The sequence below is a fragment of the Bradyrhizobium sp. UFLA06-06 genome (assembly GCF_054820065.1).
Window position 1 is genome coordinate 48,723 of the sequence record NZ_JADFUD010000034.1, and the last position, 14,838, is coordinate 63,560.

The following is a 14,838-nucleotide window of genomic DNA, read 5'->3' on the forward strand; positions in this document are numbered from 1 at the left end:
TACGGAGGTAATTCGGCCTCGTGGTTCGAGACGCGCCGCAAGCGGCGCTCCTCACCATGAGGGTCTACTATTGTGCCGCAAAACAAGACCCGTCATCCTGAGGAGCGCGCCGAGGGCGAGCGTCTCGAAGGATGGCCGCGAGGACGCTGCCCGACAGATCCTTTTATAGGCGATCGCTCTGGGGGGCCGCCGTTCAAGGTCCCGTCAGTTCAGGCTGCGCGCCGACGCCATCAGGCGCAGCGCGATCGCGAACAGCTCGTTCTGCGAGGAGATGCCGAGCTTGTCATAAGCACGCTTGCGATAGGTGAGGGCGGAGTGCAGCCCGATGCCGAGCTCGGCGGCGATCGCTTCCGAGCTGAGACCGGAGAGGATGCGCAGGCAGACCTCCTTTTCACGCCCGGTCAGCCTGGCGAGCGGCTCGGCGGTTGCAAACAGGGTCTTCAACCGCTCGATCGGATCAACATCCGCTGCCGGGTCGCGCTGGAAATGCCGCGCCACGGCCGCCGTCAGCGCCGGCGCGACCGCGGCCAGGCGCGCGATCTGCTCGCGGCTGAAGCGGCCTTGCGCGGTGATCTGGTAGAAGTTGACATAGAAGCAGGTGTCGCCAGTCCAGATCGCGGAAGCGAACTTGTCGACAATGTCGGAGTCGTCGAAGAAGATCTTGCGGTAGCCGTCGCTGTACATGCGGCGGGCAAAGTTCGGCAACACGATCGGTGCGGCCTGCGCCCGTCCCTCGAACACCGCATCGCGGTTAGGGTCGGCCTGATGGAAATGTTCGGAATAGGCGATCCCGAGGTCGCGCCCGGTCGGGATGTTGCCGACATCGAGCAGGCAGGCGGCGGTCTGCGGGCCGGTGAACGAGAACACCATGCAGTGACCGACACCGGCGACGCGGCGTAGCGCGCCGATCAGGGCCTCTGGAAAGCTGTCGCGGCCGATCGCCAGCAATGCCGGCGTGATGTCGCTGACGACAGAAGTCTTGAAGGCGTAATCTGCCTTCATGGCGTCCTCCCTGTGTTTCGGGAAGACTAGAGCCTTTTCCGTTCCGATGGAATCGGAACGGGGCGCTGGATTCTTTGTTTTGACGCGTTTTCTTGACGCGAACCGGTATCCACTTCGCTCGAAAACGCTCCGGCAGCGACATCGCCGGCGTGGAAGCGGCGCCTCAGGCGCCCGGCACCTGGTCGAGGAAGCCGGTGATGCTCCTGATCCGGCCGTCCTTCAGCATGGCGAAGTCGGTGCCCTTGATCGGGCTGTCGACGCCGTCAGGGCCGAGGCCCCAGGAGAACCGGACATGATCGCCGAAGCCGTTCGGCTCCCCGATCAGCTTGAAGCGGAAGTCCGGAAACTTCTGCTGCACGCCCGCGATCAGCGCGTCGACGCCCTCATGACCGTCGCCGCTCATCAGCGGATCGATATAGCGTGCATCGGCGGTCCAGTTCTCGCTCAGCATCTCGCGACGCCGGCTCGGCGTCCGCTCGTTCCAGAGATCGATATAGCGGCGGGCGATGGTGGCATGGTCGGTCATGGTGCTCTCCTTCGATAGTGCCGGATTGTGCGGCGGTCCGGACTATCGAAGGTTCGCGTGCGCCGATCGATTACCTCGCAGGTCATCGCGCGGGCTATGGTGCGATCGTCAGCACCGCCTTCATGTTGGGATGGTAGCGGCAGTAGTAGTCGACCGTGCCGGCCTTGGTCAGAACCGACTTGACCGTCTTCTTCGGCGCGATCGTCACGTCGAAGTCGCCGTTCTTCGCGGTGGCGGTGTGGGCGAACACGTCCTTGTTGACCCATTCGATGGTGTCGCCGACCTTGGCCGACACCTCGGCCGGCGAGATCACCAGATTTTCCATCACGATCTGGATGGTGGCCGCATGCGCCGGGACGGCCATCGCGCCGAGCGCGAGCAAGGCCAGCGTTGCGAGACAGCGTCCTGACAACATCACGCGTCTCCTTATTTCAGGCTGGCCGCGACGTGTTCGGCGTGCTGCTGGTGGCCCTGGAAGATCTTCAGGCCGGTCTGCAGCAGGCTCTTCAGCTCGGGATTGCTGGCCGAGGGGATCAGCTGCGTCTCCAGCGCGGTGTTGACGGCCTTGTGGTAGGCGACCTCGTTGTCGATATAGGCCTTGTCATAGGCGGCGCCCTTCAGCTTGCCGAGCTCGGCGAGCTTGTCGGCCGCCTGCTTCGACAGCGTCTTGCTGGTGTCGTTGTCCTCCGGCGTCACTTTCAGCTTCTTGACGAGGTCGAGCGCCTGCTTGTTCACCGCCTCATGGTCGCGCGCCATGTCCTTGGCGAACGCCTTGACCTCCTTGTTGGAGGCCTTCTCTTCTGCCTGCTTGGCGGCATTGATGTCGATCACACCTGCCGTATAGGCGATATGTGCGATCTGCGGATCGGTCGGCTTTGCGCCCTGCGCCAGCGCAGCGCAGTTGAGAAGGCTGAGCGCGGCGACTGCGATACTCAATCGAACGAACATGGTTTGAAACTCCTGTTGAGCCGGGCGTGGCGCGCGGCGCGTCGTTGCTTGCACAGGAGTTGGATGGCGCGGGCGAGCAGAGGTTCCCGAAAAAATTCAGGCCGTGGCGCGGAGCCGTTTCAGAACCGCCTCGGTCAATCGCTCGCAGCGTTTGCCCGCGAAGGGAAAGGCCTCCATGACGACGGGGCCGATCTTCCGCTCGACATTGTCGCGCAGCATGGTCCGGGCGCGGTGCAGGCGGGTCTTCACGGTTTCCGGCTTGAGGCCGAGGATCTCAGCGGTCTCCTCGACATTCATACCCTCGATCACGCGGGTGATGAAGACGAGGCGGAACGCCTCCGGCAGCTCGTCGATCGCGTGCTCGACGACGTGCTGGATCTCACGCTGGGCCATGGATTTTTCCGGATCGTCTGTTGACGACAGGGGGAACTGGATGATCTGGGCTTCAGGAGCGCCTTTCGGCAGATCGGACCATTCGACGCTGCTGTGCCTGCGGCGCAGGCGGCCGAGTGCCTCGTTCATTGCGATCCGCGACAGCCAGGTCGAAAGGCTGGAGTCGCCGCGGAACTGGTCGAGATGGGTAAAGGCGCGCACATAGGCGTCCTGAACCACGTCCTCGGCCTCGTGGTCGTTACGGAGGATGCCGCGCGCCAGCCGGAACAGCCGGCGATTATTCGCCTGCATGATGGCGCGGATTGCGGCCTCGTCGCGGGCAAGCGCGCGTTGCACGAGCTCGGCATCGCCCGAGCTGGTCGGCGGCAGGGACGTTACATGGGCCTGGCGCATGGCGGGGTCGCCCTCACTGTTGGCGGAATAATACCATTGGATGCCAACCGGCCGTACAGGTTCCCGGGAAAATGGTAATCGGCCAGAAAAGACCCCTACGGCCTGATATAGGCCTCCGGATCGCCGCGCGCATGCGCCTCCATCGCGTCGAGGAAACAGCGCACCTTCGCCGGGACAAATTGCCGCGCCGGCAACAGCGCGTGCACGTTGAGCGGTTCACAGGCATGATCGGGCAGCAGCCGCCGCAACTGGCCGGCCGCGACGGCGGCGCGGGTGTAGCTGGCGGTGACCCGCAGCACGCCATGGCCGGCGAGCGCTGCCTGCAGGCGGACATGGGCATTCGAACTGGTGAGGCGCGCGCGATCGACCGCGAGATGCTCGACCGCGCCGCCGGGAGCGGTGATCGCCCATGGTGGATCGCTGGGGCCGGTCAACAGCGGCAGCTTTCTCAGATCATCCAGCGTGCGTGGCTCGCCGAGCTTGTCGAGCAGCGCGGGGGCTGCGAACAGGCCGCGCTCGAGCGTGAAGACGCGGCGGATCACAATGCCGGCCGACGGCAGCGGCGCCTCCAGCATCGCAAACACGATGTCGTAGTTCTCGGCGATCGGGTTGACGATGTCATGCTCGACATCGATCCTGATCGCGAGTTCGGGATAGCGGCCCATCACCGCGCAGGCGACCGGCCCCGCATGATGCGCGCCGAATTCATAAGGCGCCTTGATCCGCAGCGTGCCCGCGACCGCGCTCGACATCGCCAGCGCCTCGCTGTGGGTGTCGTGCAGCGCCGCGAACAGCGGGCGCACCTTGCGATAGATGGTCTCGCCGGAATCGGTCAGCCGCAGGTGCCGGGTGGTGCGCTCGATCAGCCGCAGCCCGAGATTGGCTTCGAGACGCTGCACCGCAGCACTGAGGCTCGATTTGGGATGGCCAAGCACGCGCGCGGCGGCCGTGAAGCCGCCATGCTCGACAACCTCGCAAAACAGCTCCCAGTCGCGCCACTCCATGGCCGATTGTCCATCCACCGGTACAGTGTGTCCAGCCAAATCGGATTATCCCGATGACCGCAATCACCTAACCTCGTCGCAACCAAATCATGCATCGGGAGGGAGAGATGGCTGACGACGGAATTTTCCTGCGCAACACCTGGTACGTGGCGGCGTGGAATCACGAACTGATCGACGGCAAGATGGTCGCGCGCACCATCCTGGAACGGCCGATCGTGCTCTATCGCGGGTCGAGCGGGAAAGTCGTCGCGCTGGACGACCGCTGCTGCCATCGCGCCGCGCCGCTTTCGATGGGGCGCATCGAGGGTGACGACATCAGGTGCATGTATCACGGCATGAAGTTCGCGGCCGACGGCAAATGCATCCAGATTCCCGGCCAGGACACGATCCCCGCCAAGCTCGGCGTGCGCAGCTATCCCGTGGTCGAGCGCTACAATCTGATCTTCATCTGGACCGGCGACCCGGAGAAGGCCGATCCGAAACTGATCCTCGACTATCCGCCACTCGAGGATTCCAGGTGGCGCGGCTTGCCGGGCTACATGCACTACAAGGCCAATTGGCTCCTGATCGTCGATAATCTCAGCGACTTCGCGCATCTTGCCTTCGTGCACACCAACACGCTCGGCGGATCCGAGGAATATGCCTACAAGACCAAGCCGGTCGCGATCGAGAAGCTGGACGACGGCTTCCGCGTCGAGCGCTGGCACATGGGCGCCGAGCCGCCGCCCTACCACAAGAAGGTGATCCCGAACAAAACCGACAAGATCGACCGCCGCAATGTCGGCCGCATGGTCGTGCCCGGCATCTTCACGCTCGACACCACGTTCGCGCCGGCGGGGCAGGGCGTCGAGAAGGGCGTCCAGGTTCCGGGCACGCGGTCATATCGCAACGCGCAGTTCATGACGCCGGAGACGCGCTCGACCACGCACTTCTTCTGGAATTACCTGCACGATTTCGACATCGACAATCCGAACATCGCACTGTCGCTGCGGCACAGCCTCGAGGAAGGGTTCAACGAGGACAAGGACATCATCGAGGCGCAGCAGCGCGTGTTCGACGCCGATCCGGACTATCAGCTGCTTGCGATCGGCGCCGATGCCCCGCTGACCTATTTCCGCTGGCTGTTCGCGCGCAAGCTCGAGGCGGAGAAGGGCACGGCGCGCGCCGCCTAGAGCATGATCCGGAAAAGTGTGAAGCGGTTTTCCCAAAAGATCATGCTCAAACAAGGAGCTAGAGCACGATGATGATTCAACCCAATCTCATCGCGCTTTAGTCCGTTGAAACGACGGCTTTTGCTGCTTGGCAGCAGGCCGCGCCGGGATCGCGAGATCGTGACATCCCGGCGTGGCTGCCGCTCCAGCCCGTTTGGCGTAAACTGTTCCGACCTGAATTTGTCGGCTCTTGATCAGCGTGAAGGTGACCCGCGTTGGCCAGACCATCCCGGTAGCGATCAATCGGTGAATGAGCTTGCCCGAAAAGACGGATCCATCGGATCGAAGTGCGAGCGCTAGCTGGGCGCAGGACGCTTGGCTATGGCCGTTTGAAGCCGCGCGATTGGCGTTGGACATCTACTCGCAGTGGTACCCCAATCGTGTGCCCGAGCCCACAGATTCGCCGGGCGAAGTGGCGTCGCTGCCCTGGACGACAGCCCATTCGGTCGCGCTTCAGCTGCCGTCGATGTGCGTGCTGGATTTCTCAAGAGCGGCCGAAGGCCGGCCGTTGCTGGTCTGCGCGCCCTATGCGCTGCATCGCGCGCAGATTGCGGATCTTGCCCCCGGCCACAGCCTGATGGAGGCGTTGCAGAAGGCTGGCGTTGCGCGTCTCTATCTCACGGATTGGCGCTCGGCGGCATCGGAGATGCGATATTTCTCGATCGACACCTTTCTGTCCGATCTCAACGTGGCCGTCGACACGATCGGGCCGCCGGTCGACCTTGCAGGTCTCTGTCAGGGCGGCTGGCTGTCCTTGCTCTATGCGGCGCGCTTTCCGGGCAAGGTACGACGGCTTGTGCTTGCAGGCAGCCCGGTGGACGTTTCGGTGCCGTCGGAGCTTTCCCGGATGGTCGCCTCGCTGCCGCAGCAAGGCTTCGAGGTGCTGGTGCGTCAGGGGGATGGGATTGTCAGTGGCAAGCAGATGCTGAAGGTCTGGAGTATCCCGTTCAGTCTGCTTGACGTGGAAGCGGCGCTGCAGCGACGGCTCGACCGCAAGTCGGAGGATGCACGGGCGCTGCTCGACCGTTTCACACACTGGGACAGCGATCCCCTCGATCTGCCGGGTACCTACTACCTTGAAGTGACCGATTGGATCTTTCGCCAGAACCGGATTGCGGCCGGACACTTCGTCGCGCTTGGCCGCAAAATCGATCTTGCTGCGGTGAAGCTGCCGGTCTTCCTGCTCGCTGCGGAGAACGACATCGTCGTTCCGCCCGACCAGGCGTTTGCGACGATGCGGCTGTTGGGCACGCGGCCCGCGTGGCTGCAACGAGAGACCGAGCCGTGTAGTCACCTCGGCCTGTTCATGGGCCGCGGGGCCTTGGCCGGTCCGTGGCGTCGGATTGCCCGCTGGCTTCAGTCTGATCTCGGCGAGACCGCGAGCGAGCGATCGCGGATCAGCGCGTGAGGTGTGATGTGAAATGCCCCGAACTGCGATTTTGCAATCCGGGGCATCCGACATCTATCGCGACGTGCGGCGCGCTTACTTGTCGCGCTTACTTGGCCGCGACGACCATGATCTCGACATTGTACTGCGGCGCCGCCAGCTTGGCCTCGACGGTGGCGCGGGCCGGGGTGTTACCCTCCGAGACCCAGCCGTCCCACACCGCGTTCATCTCCGGGAACGTCTTCATGTCGGTGATGTAGATCGTCGCGCTGAGCAGCTTCGACTTGTCGGTGCCGGCCTTGGCGAGGTGGCCGTCGATGATCGACAGGATGTCCTTGGTCTGGTCGGTGACGCTGCCGCCCGCGGCCTTGCCGGCGACGACGCCGGCGAGATAGACGGTGTTGCCGTGCACGACGGCCTGGCTCATGCGCGGGCCGGTTTCGAAACGCTGAATGCTCATTTGGGTCTCCACTGAATGGCGGGCATGTCTATAGCGTTTTCAAGCGAAGTGGCTACCGGTTCGCGTGAAGAAAACGCGTCAAAACAAGAGATCGACAGGTTTGGTTCTGATTTGATCAGAACCAGACCTCTAGCGCGTCAGGGCGACCGCCGCCACTGCGCATTTTGCAGCGCGCACCTCATGGAAATCGCGGTCTAAAGCGTGATGAGATTAGGTTCAGCTGGAACGGCGCCGAAGGTTTACCTCGCCCCGCCGGGGAGAGGTAAACCGAAATCGCGGCAAGCAGATTTAACCAAAACACATCCTACTTTAGGGCGTGGACTCCATTAGCGCGCAACCAAATTCGGATTGATGCGAATTTGACAAGCGCCTGTCGAGGAACCTTGCTGCCGGATCTGCGTTCGGAGGTTGCTGGCGGGCTCGAACATCAAACCCATGGGGGAGACCATGGGACTGTCTTGGCAACAAGGTCCACTCTCAACGGGAGCAATCGGCCGGTTCCTCGTGCCCGAACCGCTGCCTAAGAGATTGTTGTACGTCGAGCGGTTGCGCCGGCGTATGCGCATTCGCTTCGGGGGGATCTGGATCGCCGATAGCGAGAATGTCCTCCTGTTCTTCGAACCGGGCCGCTATCCGGTCGCCTACTTTCCGGAGACCGACATTTCCCCACGCATCCTTGAACGCACCGAGCATACCACCCAACACGCCGATCTCGGGCTCACGTCCTGGTACAGCGTCCGGGCCGACGAGCAGCACGTCGCACCGCGAGGGGCATGGCAGCACACCAGCCTTCCTCCCCATGCGAGCGAACTGCAGGCACGCGTTGCGTTCGCTTGGCGGGCTATGGACGCTTTCTACGAAGAAGACGAGCGAATTGTGGGCCATGCCGCTGACCCCTACCACCGCATCGATATCCGCCGCGCTTCCCGTAACCTCGTGGTCCGCCATGGTGACCGGATCATCGCCGATACCAAGCGGCCGCTCGTGCTCTACGAGTCCGGCTTCGCGCCGCGCTGGTACGTTCCACGCGCCGACATCGATGAGTCCGCCCTCACTCCCGTGAAACTCCAGACCTTCTGCCCATACAAGGGGCTCTGCAGCTACTACTCCATCGATGAGGCACGTCTGGCGGCATGGTGGTATCCTGACGCCTATCCCGAGGTTCGCCGCATCTCCAACCTAGTGTCGTTCGAACCGGATATCGTCTCGGTCCATCTCGATGGCACCCAGCTCCATCTCGAGCCGGGCCAGACGGTGGTTGCGCACGGCCCAGATCGCAACATCGACGTTTCCGAGGTGGTCCATGAGCCAGGTGGCGGCGGCTAGGAAGCACCTTCGGTCCCTATCAAAGTGGAGCGGGACATGGCGCGACTGCTGTCGGTGAACGTCGGACTGCCGCGTGATATCGAATGGAAGGGCCGCACTGTACACACCGGGATCTGGAAAAATCCCGTGCGTGGCCGTTGCCGGGTCGGCCGGTTGAATCTGGATGGAGACGGTCAAGGCGACCTGAGCGGCCACGGGGGTGAGCAGCGAGCCGTCTTCGTCTACCAGATCGAATCGTATCGCTACTGGCAGGAACAGCTGAAGAGGACCGACCTCGTCCATGGACAGTTCGGCGAGAACTTCACGATTGAGGGATTACCCGACGATGCCGTTGGCATCGGCGACCGGTATCAAATCGGCGGCGCAGTGTTCGAGGTCACTCAGCCCCGCGTGACCTGCTATCGGGTCGGCATCCGGATGAACGAGCCGCGGATGCCGGCATTGCTGACATCCAGCGGCCGTCCGGGGTTCTACTTCCGAGTCCTGCAGGAAGGCGAAGTAGGCGCCGGCGACGAAATCATGAAGGTGGGAGAAGCGAATGAGCGAATGACGGTCGCAGAGATCAACGCGCTTCTCTATTTGCCCAATCATCCACGCGATCGACTGGAGCGCGCCTTGCGGATCGAGACGCTTTCGCCCGGATGGCGCGTGTCGTTTGAGGCGTTACTGCAGAATCAGACGACTGGCGCGGGAAGCGGCAACGCAGGGCTCGCGCCGGCAGCGGCTGCGCATCCGGTTGCACCAGGATTTCAGCCGCTCGCGGTGGCAGCGATAGATCAGGAGTCCGCGGACGTCCTCTCCCTGTCGATGCGGCATCCGGACGGTCAGCAGCTGCGACAGGCTCTGCCCGGTCAGTACGTGGTCTTGCGTCTTCGACGGATCGGCGGCGGCCCGCCACTCTTTCGCAGCTACTCGCTCTCGGGTCCCCTCTCGACGGAGCGCTACCGGATCAGCGTGAAGGTCGAGCCGGATGGGGCGGCTGGAACCTACCTGCGGGAGCATGTCCGCATGGGCGATGTTCTCGACGTCAGCTCTCCGCGGGGAAGCTTCATTCTGCAGTCGGGAGAGCGGCCCGTGGTGTTGCTCAGCGCGGGAATCGGGGCGACGCCTGTGCTGGCGATGCTGTACGCGCTGGCGGCGGCCCGCTCGACACGGCAGGTCTTGTGGCTGCACACGGCTCGCGACCGGCAGCACCATCCATTTGCCGCCGAAGTCCGCCGGCTCATGCCCGCACTCACCCGCGGCCGCAGCTATGTCTGTTACAGCCGGCCAGGCTCGCGCGACAAAATGGGCGAGGATTTCGACGCTACCGGTCACCTGTCGCGATCCGTCTTCGACAAGGTCGGCATCCCGCGAGAGGCGGATGTCTACCTCTGCGGGCCGACTCGCTTCATGGCGGAGATGAAAGAGGCGCTCGCAGCCTTGGACGTGGCGCCGGAGCGGATGCATGTCGAAATCTTCAACGGCAGCGAGTCGATGACTCCTGGTGTCGTCGGCGCAGCGACGCGAACTCCACATCTGCCCAGGGACGACGCCAACACCGGTCCGCTGGTATCGTTCGCGCGAAGTGGCATCGCCGTACACTGGAAGGCGTCAGCCTACCAGAGCATTTTGGAGCTGGCCGAGGCGTGCGACGTCCCGGTCCGTTGGTCGTGCCGGACCGGTGTTTGTCACAACTGTGAGAGCGGTTTGGTTTCGGGCGAGGTCGCCTATGGACCCCAGCCACTCGAGAAGCCCGCCGACGGCAACCTTCTCGTTTGCTGCTCACAACCGATTCGTGACGTCGTGATCGACTTATGAATCCTGGCCGGATTTCGATTTCCGGCCGAGGGACCGCCACGGTTACTTGGAAGAGGAACCCGCCGCAAGTGGAAGATCAGGGCGGCGAACATCAGACCAAAGAGGGGTCGCGGCGCGATGAACACAACCAGCAAAGCAGTCGTGAAGCTCTCAATTGAGGTGATCACGTTGCCGGTGAGCGATGTCGAGCGAGCGCTGCGGTTCTATGTCGACCAGGTCGGCTTCACGCTTGATGTCGACTATTCGCCGAATGACGCGTTCCGCGTCGTGCAGCTCACTCCGCCGGGCTCGAGCTGCTCGATACAGATCCGTCGCGGAGTCACCGACGCGCCCATCGGATCAGTACGCAATGTCTATCTCGTCGTGACCGACCTTGAAACTATGCGGAGCGGCCTGCTCGAACGTGGGGTCAATGTCAGTGAGGCCCGGCACAAAACACCCATCGATGCCTGGGACGGAGGTTTCGCAACCGGGCTCGACCCCACGCGCAGGGATTACGCCAGCTTCGCCGATTTCTTGGACCCGGATGGCAACAGCTGGGTGCTACAGGAACGAGGTTACCGCAATCTGTGACGTGTTGTGGACGCTTCGCGACGTTGGCCATGCGCGGCGTCGTAGGAGCATCCAGGAGGAGGTCGGGACGGATACCCTTTTCTAGGTTCTTCATTCTCGGCCCCTGTCGATGACCTCTAAAGGGAAAGGAGTTCCCATGCGCGCAGTCAGCTACAGGAAAGTAGATGTCGATGGCATAGGAGTATTCTACCGCGAAGCTGGGCCGAAGGACGCGCCGACGATCCTGCTGTTGCACGGCTTTCCCACTGCCGGCCACATGTTTCGCGATCTCATCCCGCTCCTTGCGGATCAGTTTCGCCTCGTCGCTCCCGACCTGCCCGGGTTTGGCCAGTCCGACATGCCGCCGCGGAGCGCCTTCGTTTACACATTCGAGAATATCGCGAACGTAATCGATCGCTTCGCCGAGGCGATTGGTCTCCATCGCTTCGCGATTTACGTCTTCGACTATGGTGCCCCCGTCGGCTTTCGCCTCGCCGTTCGGCATCCGGATCGCATCACCGCAATCATCTCACAGAATGGCAACGCGTATGAGGAAGGGTTGAGCGAGGGCTGGAGTCCCGTTCGGAACTATTGGCAAGAGCCGTCTCCGTCCAACCGAGAAGTGCTCCGCAGCTTCCTGGCACCAGAGACGACGCGCTGGCAGTATACGCACGGTGCGCCAGACGTGACCGCGATTTCTCCGGACGGCTATTCGCTCGACAACTTCTATTTGGCCCGCACAGGCGCCGACGAAATTCAGTTGGATCTTTTGGGCGACTACAAGAGCAACGTCGCGCTGTATCCGACTTTCCAAAACTATTTCCGGGCTCACCAGCCACGTTTCCTGGCCGTCTGGGGAAAGAACGATCCTTTTTTCCTGCCACGCGGTGCCGAGGCGTTCAGGCGCGATATTCCCGGCGCCATGATCCATTTCTTCGAAACGGGCCACTTTGCGCTCGAGACCCATGTGAGGGAGATCGCAGCAAAGATCCGCGAATTCTTAGCACTTTGAACCTGCAACGACATTGTTCCGGGTTTCCATCGGAACATGTTGGACGATGCGAAGGCGCTGCAGCGTCGTCTACCAAATGACGCCCTCAGGTCGTTATGCGTGGCGCCGATAAGACACTATAGCCCGATCAAAGTCGCGGCAGAACGACCTGGAATAGCTGCTTCTGCTCGGTGTGCTGCTTCTGAGCCTAAGTCGGTTCTGGCCTCAGATAGACGATGAGACAGCAGATGCAGATTCCAAGGCCGACAAGTGGGTACCTCAGCGCCGCGACTGCTGCCACACCGAAGAGGCACAACGTCGTCAGCGACCGCACCCGCATGATCCTGCGCACCTTTGGTGGGATGTCCCCGTGTGGCGTCCGATCGATGAGCTCCCAGATCAGCGCGATATAGGTCGCGTTGACCAGAAAGAAGACCGCCGCGTAGAAAGCCACCGGCTGTGGCGCGAGCTCGCTCACCGCCATCCAGGCCGTGGAGAGCGGAAGCAGCGACATCGAAAACAGATGCGCAAAATTAAACCACAAGAGGCTCGGCGTAGCCTCACTGGCGTAGCGCATCAGGTGGTGGTGATTGACCCAGACGATCGCGATGAAGACGTAACTCACCGCATAGCTCAGCCAGGTCGGCCAGAGAGCCAGCAACGCTTCGAAAGTGGGCCTCTCGGGCGGTCTCAATTCCAACACCAGCACCGTGATGAGCACGGCGAACACACCGTCGGAGAACGTGCTCAGTCGCTCCGGTGTCGCTCTTTGCAGCACGGTCCGCCCTCCTATCGCGCGAAGCTAGGTGAGGTTTGCAGAGCAAGCTGTTTGCGTCAATTGGCCAGCGGCCGCGCACAGGGCCACAGGTCGCCCACCGAATCCAGCACGTCAGCGGCCGGTCTAGGTGGTCCGTGATTTTACAACAGTCTGCGGCAAAGAGGCCAGGAACGACACGGCGCAGACACAAAGCAAGACGATATCCTTGAATAGAAACTCGCCAGTCAGATTCCAGGCCATTGGGTCGGTCGACAGGCTCCATTTGACGACCCCCGGCGTCGTGAAGAATCGAACTCGAGGCCGTGCGACATGGCGATCCGCAGGAAAACCAGTCGAGCGACTTTCGCTGGGCCTAACAAGAACGCAGCTACGAATGATTTTCGGCTATTGACAGTGATCGTGCAAACACCAGCCAGGCTGGGTTGACCGCTTCTGGCCCATCGCGTCATTTTTCGATGCGGAATTTGATCGCTACCGGGGCATAGTGGACTCTTGCGAACCGTCAGCCCGGCCGAATTATGGGTGCACGGACCTAGGTTACTGTCTTCAGCGCGTTCGCCCAGCGCGCGAACAGCGCCACTCGCTCGGCCGGCCAGGCGCCGTCGCAGGGCATGGTCCCGGCCTCGAGCCGTGCCAGGATTTGCTGACCGTGTCTGGCGACATCCTCCTCCTTCCAGAGATCGAAGGCGAACAGCATCGAACTGCGATCCATCGGCCGGAACAGCGGCCGGATGCGCTGTTCGAACTGCACGGCCTCGTCGGGACCAGGGAGTGCCACGCTGATCTCGTTCGCGGCCTGCGCATCGCTCGCGGTTGCGGACGGCCGTGCGGCCGGCGTTGCGTTGCAGACCCACCACCATCGCGGCACCGGCATGTTCCGCGGCGGTGTTGCGCCGACACCGGAATTCTCGACCGCGATCCGCGAGCCCCATTCGATATAGGCGACGAAGGCGGCGCGGAATTCCGGATCGGTCGGCAAGCCGGCATCGTCGGCGCTCTGCACCATGTAGGTCGCCCACAATGCGCGCTGCTCCGGCCGGATCTCCTTGCCGATGTGCTGCGATACCATCCGCCGATCGCCGCCATAGCGTTCGGTGTAGAAGCGCGGGCCGCCGAACACTTCGCTGAGCCACGCCGCCACCCGTTCGGGGTGGTCCGGCGACATCTCGGCGAACAGCGGCCCGAGCAGCGGATCTTCCGGCACGTAGCGGCTGTAGAAGATGCGCGTCATGTCGAGCAGCGCCGGATAGCCGCCGGCCCATTCGAACAGCGTCGGCTCGCGCATCGGATCGGGAACGGGATCGCGAAATTCGACATTCCAGTGCATGCCGCTGCAAAACGGCTTGTTCAGAGACGCGCCGCAGCGGCACAGGCTGACATGCTCCTGCGACGCGCCCGCGTTCTGCACGATTGTCGTGCCATTCTCATCGACCAGCTCGACATGGCCGGTGACGCGATAGGGCCCGTCCTTCGACACTTCGATCTGCGGCGGCCGGTTGACATCCGACAGGTTGGCGTTTCGCTCGGGGCCAATGCCGATGCCGAGTGCCCCCGATGGGCATCTGCGCACCGCGTTGATGAGATCGTCCAAGCGCGCGCCGCTGGGTGCGATGAAAGGCTGCTCGCCGAGACGAAACACGGAGGCGAGCCGGTTGGTGCAGAAGCCGGAATGCGCGCAGGTGCCGCGATTGTCGAACACAAAGGCCTGCTGCCCCGCATAGACCTCGAGCCTGTCCGGCACGCGCCGCGGATCCCTGGCGTCGGTGAAACCGCGCGCGATGTGGCTGCCGTCGCAGAACGGCTTAGTCTGCGATTGTCCACAGCGGCAGAGCCGCACCGACGCCTCGGCTGCGATCGGCACGCCGACATGATCGACGATCGGAATGTCGGGCTCCGGTTCGTAAGGTCCGCTGCGTCTGACGACGATGCGCTTGCGCGGCTGTTGCTTGTCGCTTGGACCCTGGGCGGAATTGTCGTCTGTCATGCCTTGCAATGATCCCTGAACTCGCCCAACCCGTGCCAAGCGTGCTTAGATGGATCGATGGCGGCTCTCAACGAACCAGATGG

15 protein-coding genes are annotated in these 14,838 nt (G+C 62.8%); 6 read left to right on the forward strand and 9 right to left on the reverse strand.

Annotated elements, in window-relative coordinates; genetic code table 11:
- Positions 1 to 204: 204 nt before the first annotated feature.
- From IF803_RS26220 to IF803_RS26245, 6 genes are all read right to left on the reverse strand, one after another.
- Positions 205 to 1,002: a helix-turn-helix transcriptional regulator gene (locus IF803_RS26220; protein WP_461194009.1), complete on the reverse strand. Its 798-nt coding sequence runs from the start codon at positions 1,000 to 1,002 to the stop codon at positions 205 to 207.
- A 163-nt stretch (positions 1,003 to 1,165) separates the two neighbouring features.
- Complete coding sequence (locus IF803_RS26225) at positions 1,166 to 1,528, reverse strand: nuclear transport factor 2 family protein (RefSeq protein WP_028339048.1); 363 nt, start codon at positions 1,526 to 1,528, stop codon at positions 1,166 to 1,168.
- 94 nt (positions 1,529 to 1,622) lie between these two features.
- Positions 1,623 to 1,943 carry a cupredoxin domain-containing protein gene (locus IF803_RS26230; RefSeq protein ID WP_411784958.1) on the reverse strand — a complete coding sequence of 107 codons (321 nt, stop codon included), beginning with the start codon at positions 1,941 to 1,943 and terminating at the stop codon, positions 1,623 to 1,625.
- 11 nt (positions 1,944 to 1,954) lie between these two features.
- On the reverse strand, positions 1,955 to 2,476 hold the full coding sequence (locus tag IF803_RS26235; protein WP_304497511.1) for a DUF4142 domain-containing protein: 522 nt from the start codon (positions 2,474 to 2,476) through the stop codon (positions 1,955 to 1,957).
- Between the two features lie 96 nt (positions 2,477 to 2,572).
- Complete coding sequence (locus IF803_RS26240; RefSeq protein WP_028339045.1) at positions 2,573 to 3,262, reverse strand: RNA polymerase sigma factor; 690 nt, start codon at positions 3,260 to 3,262, stop codon at positions 2,573 to 2,575.
- Positions 3,263 to 3,357: 95 nt separating this feature from the next.
- A complete protein-coding gene (locus IF803_RS26245) occupies positions 3,358 to 4,305 on the reverse strand; it encodes a LysR family transcriptional regulator (protein WP_461194012.1) in 948 nt (315 codons plus the stop codon).
- Between the two features lie 68 nt (positions 4,306 to 4,373).
- On the opposite strand from IF803_RS26245, the gene IF803_RS26250 reads away from it, so the two are divergent.
- Together IF803_RS26250 and IF803_RS26255 are read left to right on the forward strand one after the other, a co-directional pair.
- Positions 4,374 to 5,438 (forward strand): aromatic ring-hydroxylating dioxygenase subunit alpha, encoded by a 1,065-nt coding sequence (locus IF803_RS26250; RefSeq protein WP_461194013.1) that lies wholly within the window; start codon positions 4,374 to 4,376, stop codon positions 5,436 to 5,438.
- A 451-nt stretch (positions 5,439 to 5,889) separates the two neighbouring features.
- A complete protein-coding gene (locus IF803_RS26255; RefSeq protein ID WP_461194040.1) occupies positions 5,890 to 6,885 on the forward strand; it encodes an alpha/beta fold hydrolase in 996 nt (331 codons plus the stop codon).
- An 88-nt stretch (positions 6,886 to 6,973) separates the two neighbouring features.
- Here the strand turns inward: IF803_RS26255 and IF803_RS26260 are convergent, their stop codons facing one another.
- The gene (locus IF803_RS26260) at positions 6,974 to 7,324 is read right to left on the reverse strand and encodes a RidA family protein (protein ID WP_028339041.1); all 351 of its coding nucleotides are present in this window, start codon (positions 7,322 to 7,324) and stop codon (positions 6,974 to 6,976) included.
- Positions 7,325 to 7,855: 531 nt separating this feature from the next.
- On the opposite strand from IF803_RS26260, the gene IF803_RS26265 reads away from it, so the two are divergent.
- From IF803_RS26265 to IF803_RS26280, 4 genes are all read left to right on the forward strand, one after another.
- Entirely contained in the window at positions 7,856 to 8,650 is a 795-nt protein-coding gene (locus tag IF803_RS26265; RefSeq protein WP_461194015.1) for a DUF427 domain-containing protein, read from the forward strand.
- Positions 8,651 to 8,686: 36 nt separating this feature from the next.
- Complete coding sequence (locus IF803_RS26270) at positions 8,687 to 10,450, forward strand: MOSC domain-containing protein (protein WP_461194016.1); 1,764 nt, start codon at positions 8,687 to 8,689, stop codon at positions 10,448 to 10,450.
- 117 nt (positions 10,451 to 10,567) lie between these two features.
- The gene (locus tag IF803_RS26275) at positions 10,568 to 11,023 is read left to right on the forward strand and encodes a VOC family protein (protein ID WP_461194018.1); all 456 of its coding nucleotides are present in this window, start codon (positions 10,568 to 10,570) and stop codon (positions 11,021 to 11,023) included.
- Positions 11,024 to 11,159: 136 nt separating this feature from the next.
- On the forward strand, positions 11,160 to 12,014 hold the full coding sequence (locus IF803_RS26280; protein ID WP_461194020.1) for an alpha/beta fold hydrolase: 855 nt from the start codon (positions 11,160 to 11,162) through the stop codon (positions 12,012 to 12,014).
- Positions 12,015 to 12,201: 187 nt separating this feature from the next.
- Here the strand turns inward: IF803_RS26280 and IF803_RS26285 are convergent, their stop codons facing one another.
- A complete protein-coding gene (locus tag IF803_RS26285) occupies positions 12,202 to 12,771 on the reverse strand; it encodes a TMEM175 family protein (protein WP_304497504.1) in 570 nt (189 codons plus the stop codon).
- Positions 12,772 to 13,303: 532 nt separating this feature from the next.
- Positions 13,304 to 14,755 (reverse strand): CDGSH iron-sulfur domain-containing protein, encoded by a 1,452-nt coding sequence (locus IF803_RS26290; protein ID WP_461194022.1) that lies wholly within the window; start codon positions 14,753 to 14,755, stop codon positions 13,304 to 13,306.
- Positions 14,756 to 14,838 lie beyond the last annotated feature (83 nt).

Excerpts from the sequence above, each read along its gene's own strand:
- IF803_RS26260 (WP_028339041.1), bottom strand. The coding sequence starts at position 7,324 with ATGAGCATTCAGCGTTTCGAAACCGGCCCGCGCATGAGCCAGGCCGTC.
- IF803_RS26230 (WP_411784958.1), bottom strand. The coding sequence starts at position 1,943 with ATGTTGTCAGGACGCTGTCTCGCAACGCTGGCCTTGCTCGCGCTCGGC.
- IF803_RS26235 (WP_304497511.1), bottom strand. The coding sequence starts at position 2,476 with ATGTTCGTTCGATTGAGTATCGCAGTCGCCGCGCTCAGCCTTCTCAAC.
- IF803_RS26275 (WP_461194018.1), top strand. The coding sequence starts at position 10,568 with ATGAACACAACCAGCAAAGCAGTCGTGAAGCTCTCAATTGAGGTGATC.
- IF803_RS26220 (WP_461194009.1), bottom strand. The coding sequence starts at position 1,002 with ATGAAGGCAGATTACGCCTTCAAGACTTCTGTCGTCAGCGACATCACG.
- IF803_RS26290 (WP_461194022.1), bottom strand. The coding sequence starts at position 14,755 with ATGACAGACGACAATTCCGCCCAGGGTCCAAGCGACAAGCAACAGCCG.
- IF803_RS26240 (WP_028339045.1), bottom strand. The coding sequence starts at position 3,262 with ATGCGCCAGGCCCATGTAACGTCCCTGCCGCCGACCAGCTCGGGCGAT.
- IF803_RS26270 (WP_461194016.1), top strand. The coding sequence starts at position 8,687 with ATGGCGCGACTGCTGTCGGTGAACGTCGGACTGCCGCGTGATATCGAA.
- IF803_RS26250 (WP_461194013.1), top strand. The coding sequence starts at position 4,374 with ATGGCTGACGACGGAATTTTCCTGCGCAACACCTGGTACGTGGCGGCG.
- IF803_RS26225 (WP_028339048.1), bottom strand. The coding sequence starts at position 1,528 with ATGACCGACCATGCCACCATCGCCCGCCGCTATATCGATCTCTGGAAC.
- IF803_RS26280 (WP_461194020.1), top strand. The coding sequence starts at position 11,160 with ATGCGCGCAGTCAGCTACAGGAAAGTAGATGTCGATGGCATAGGAGTA.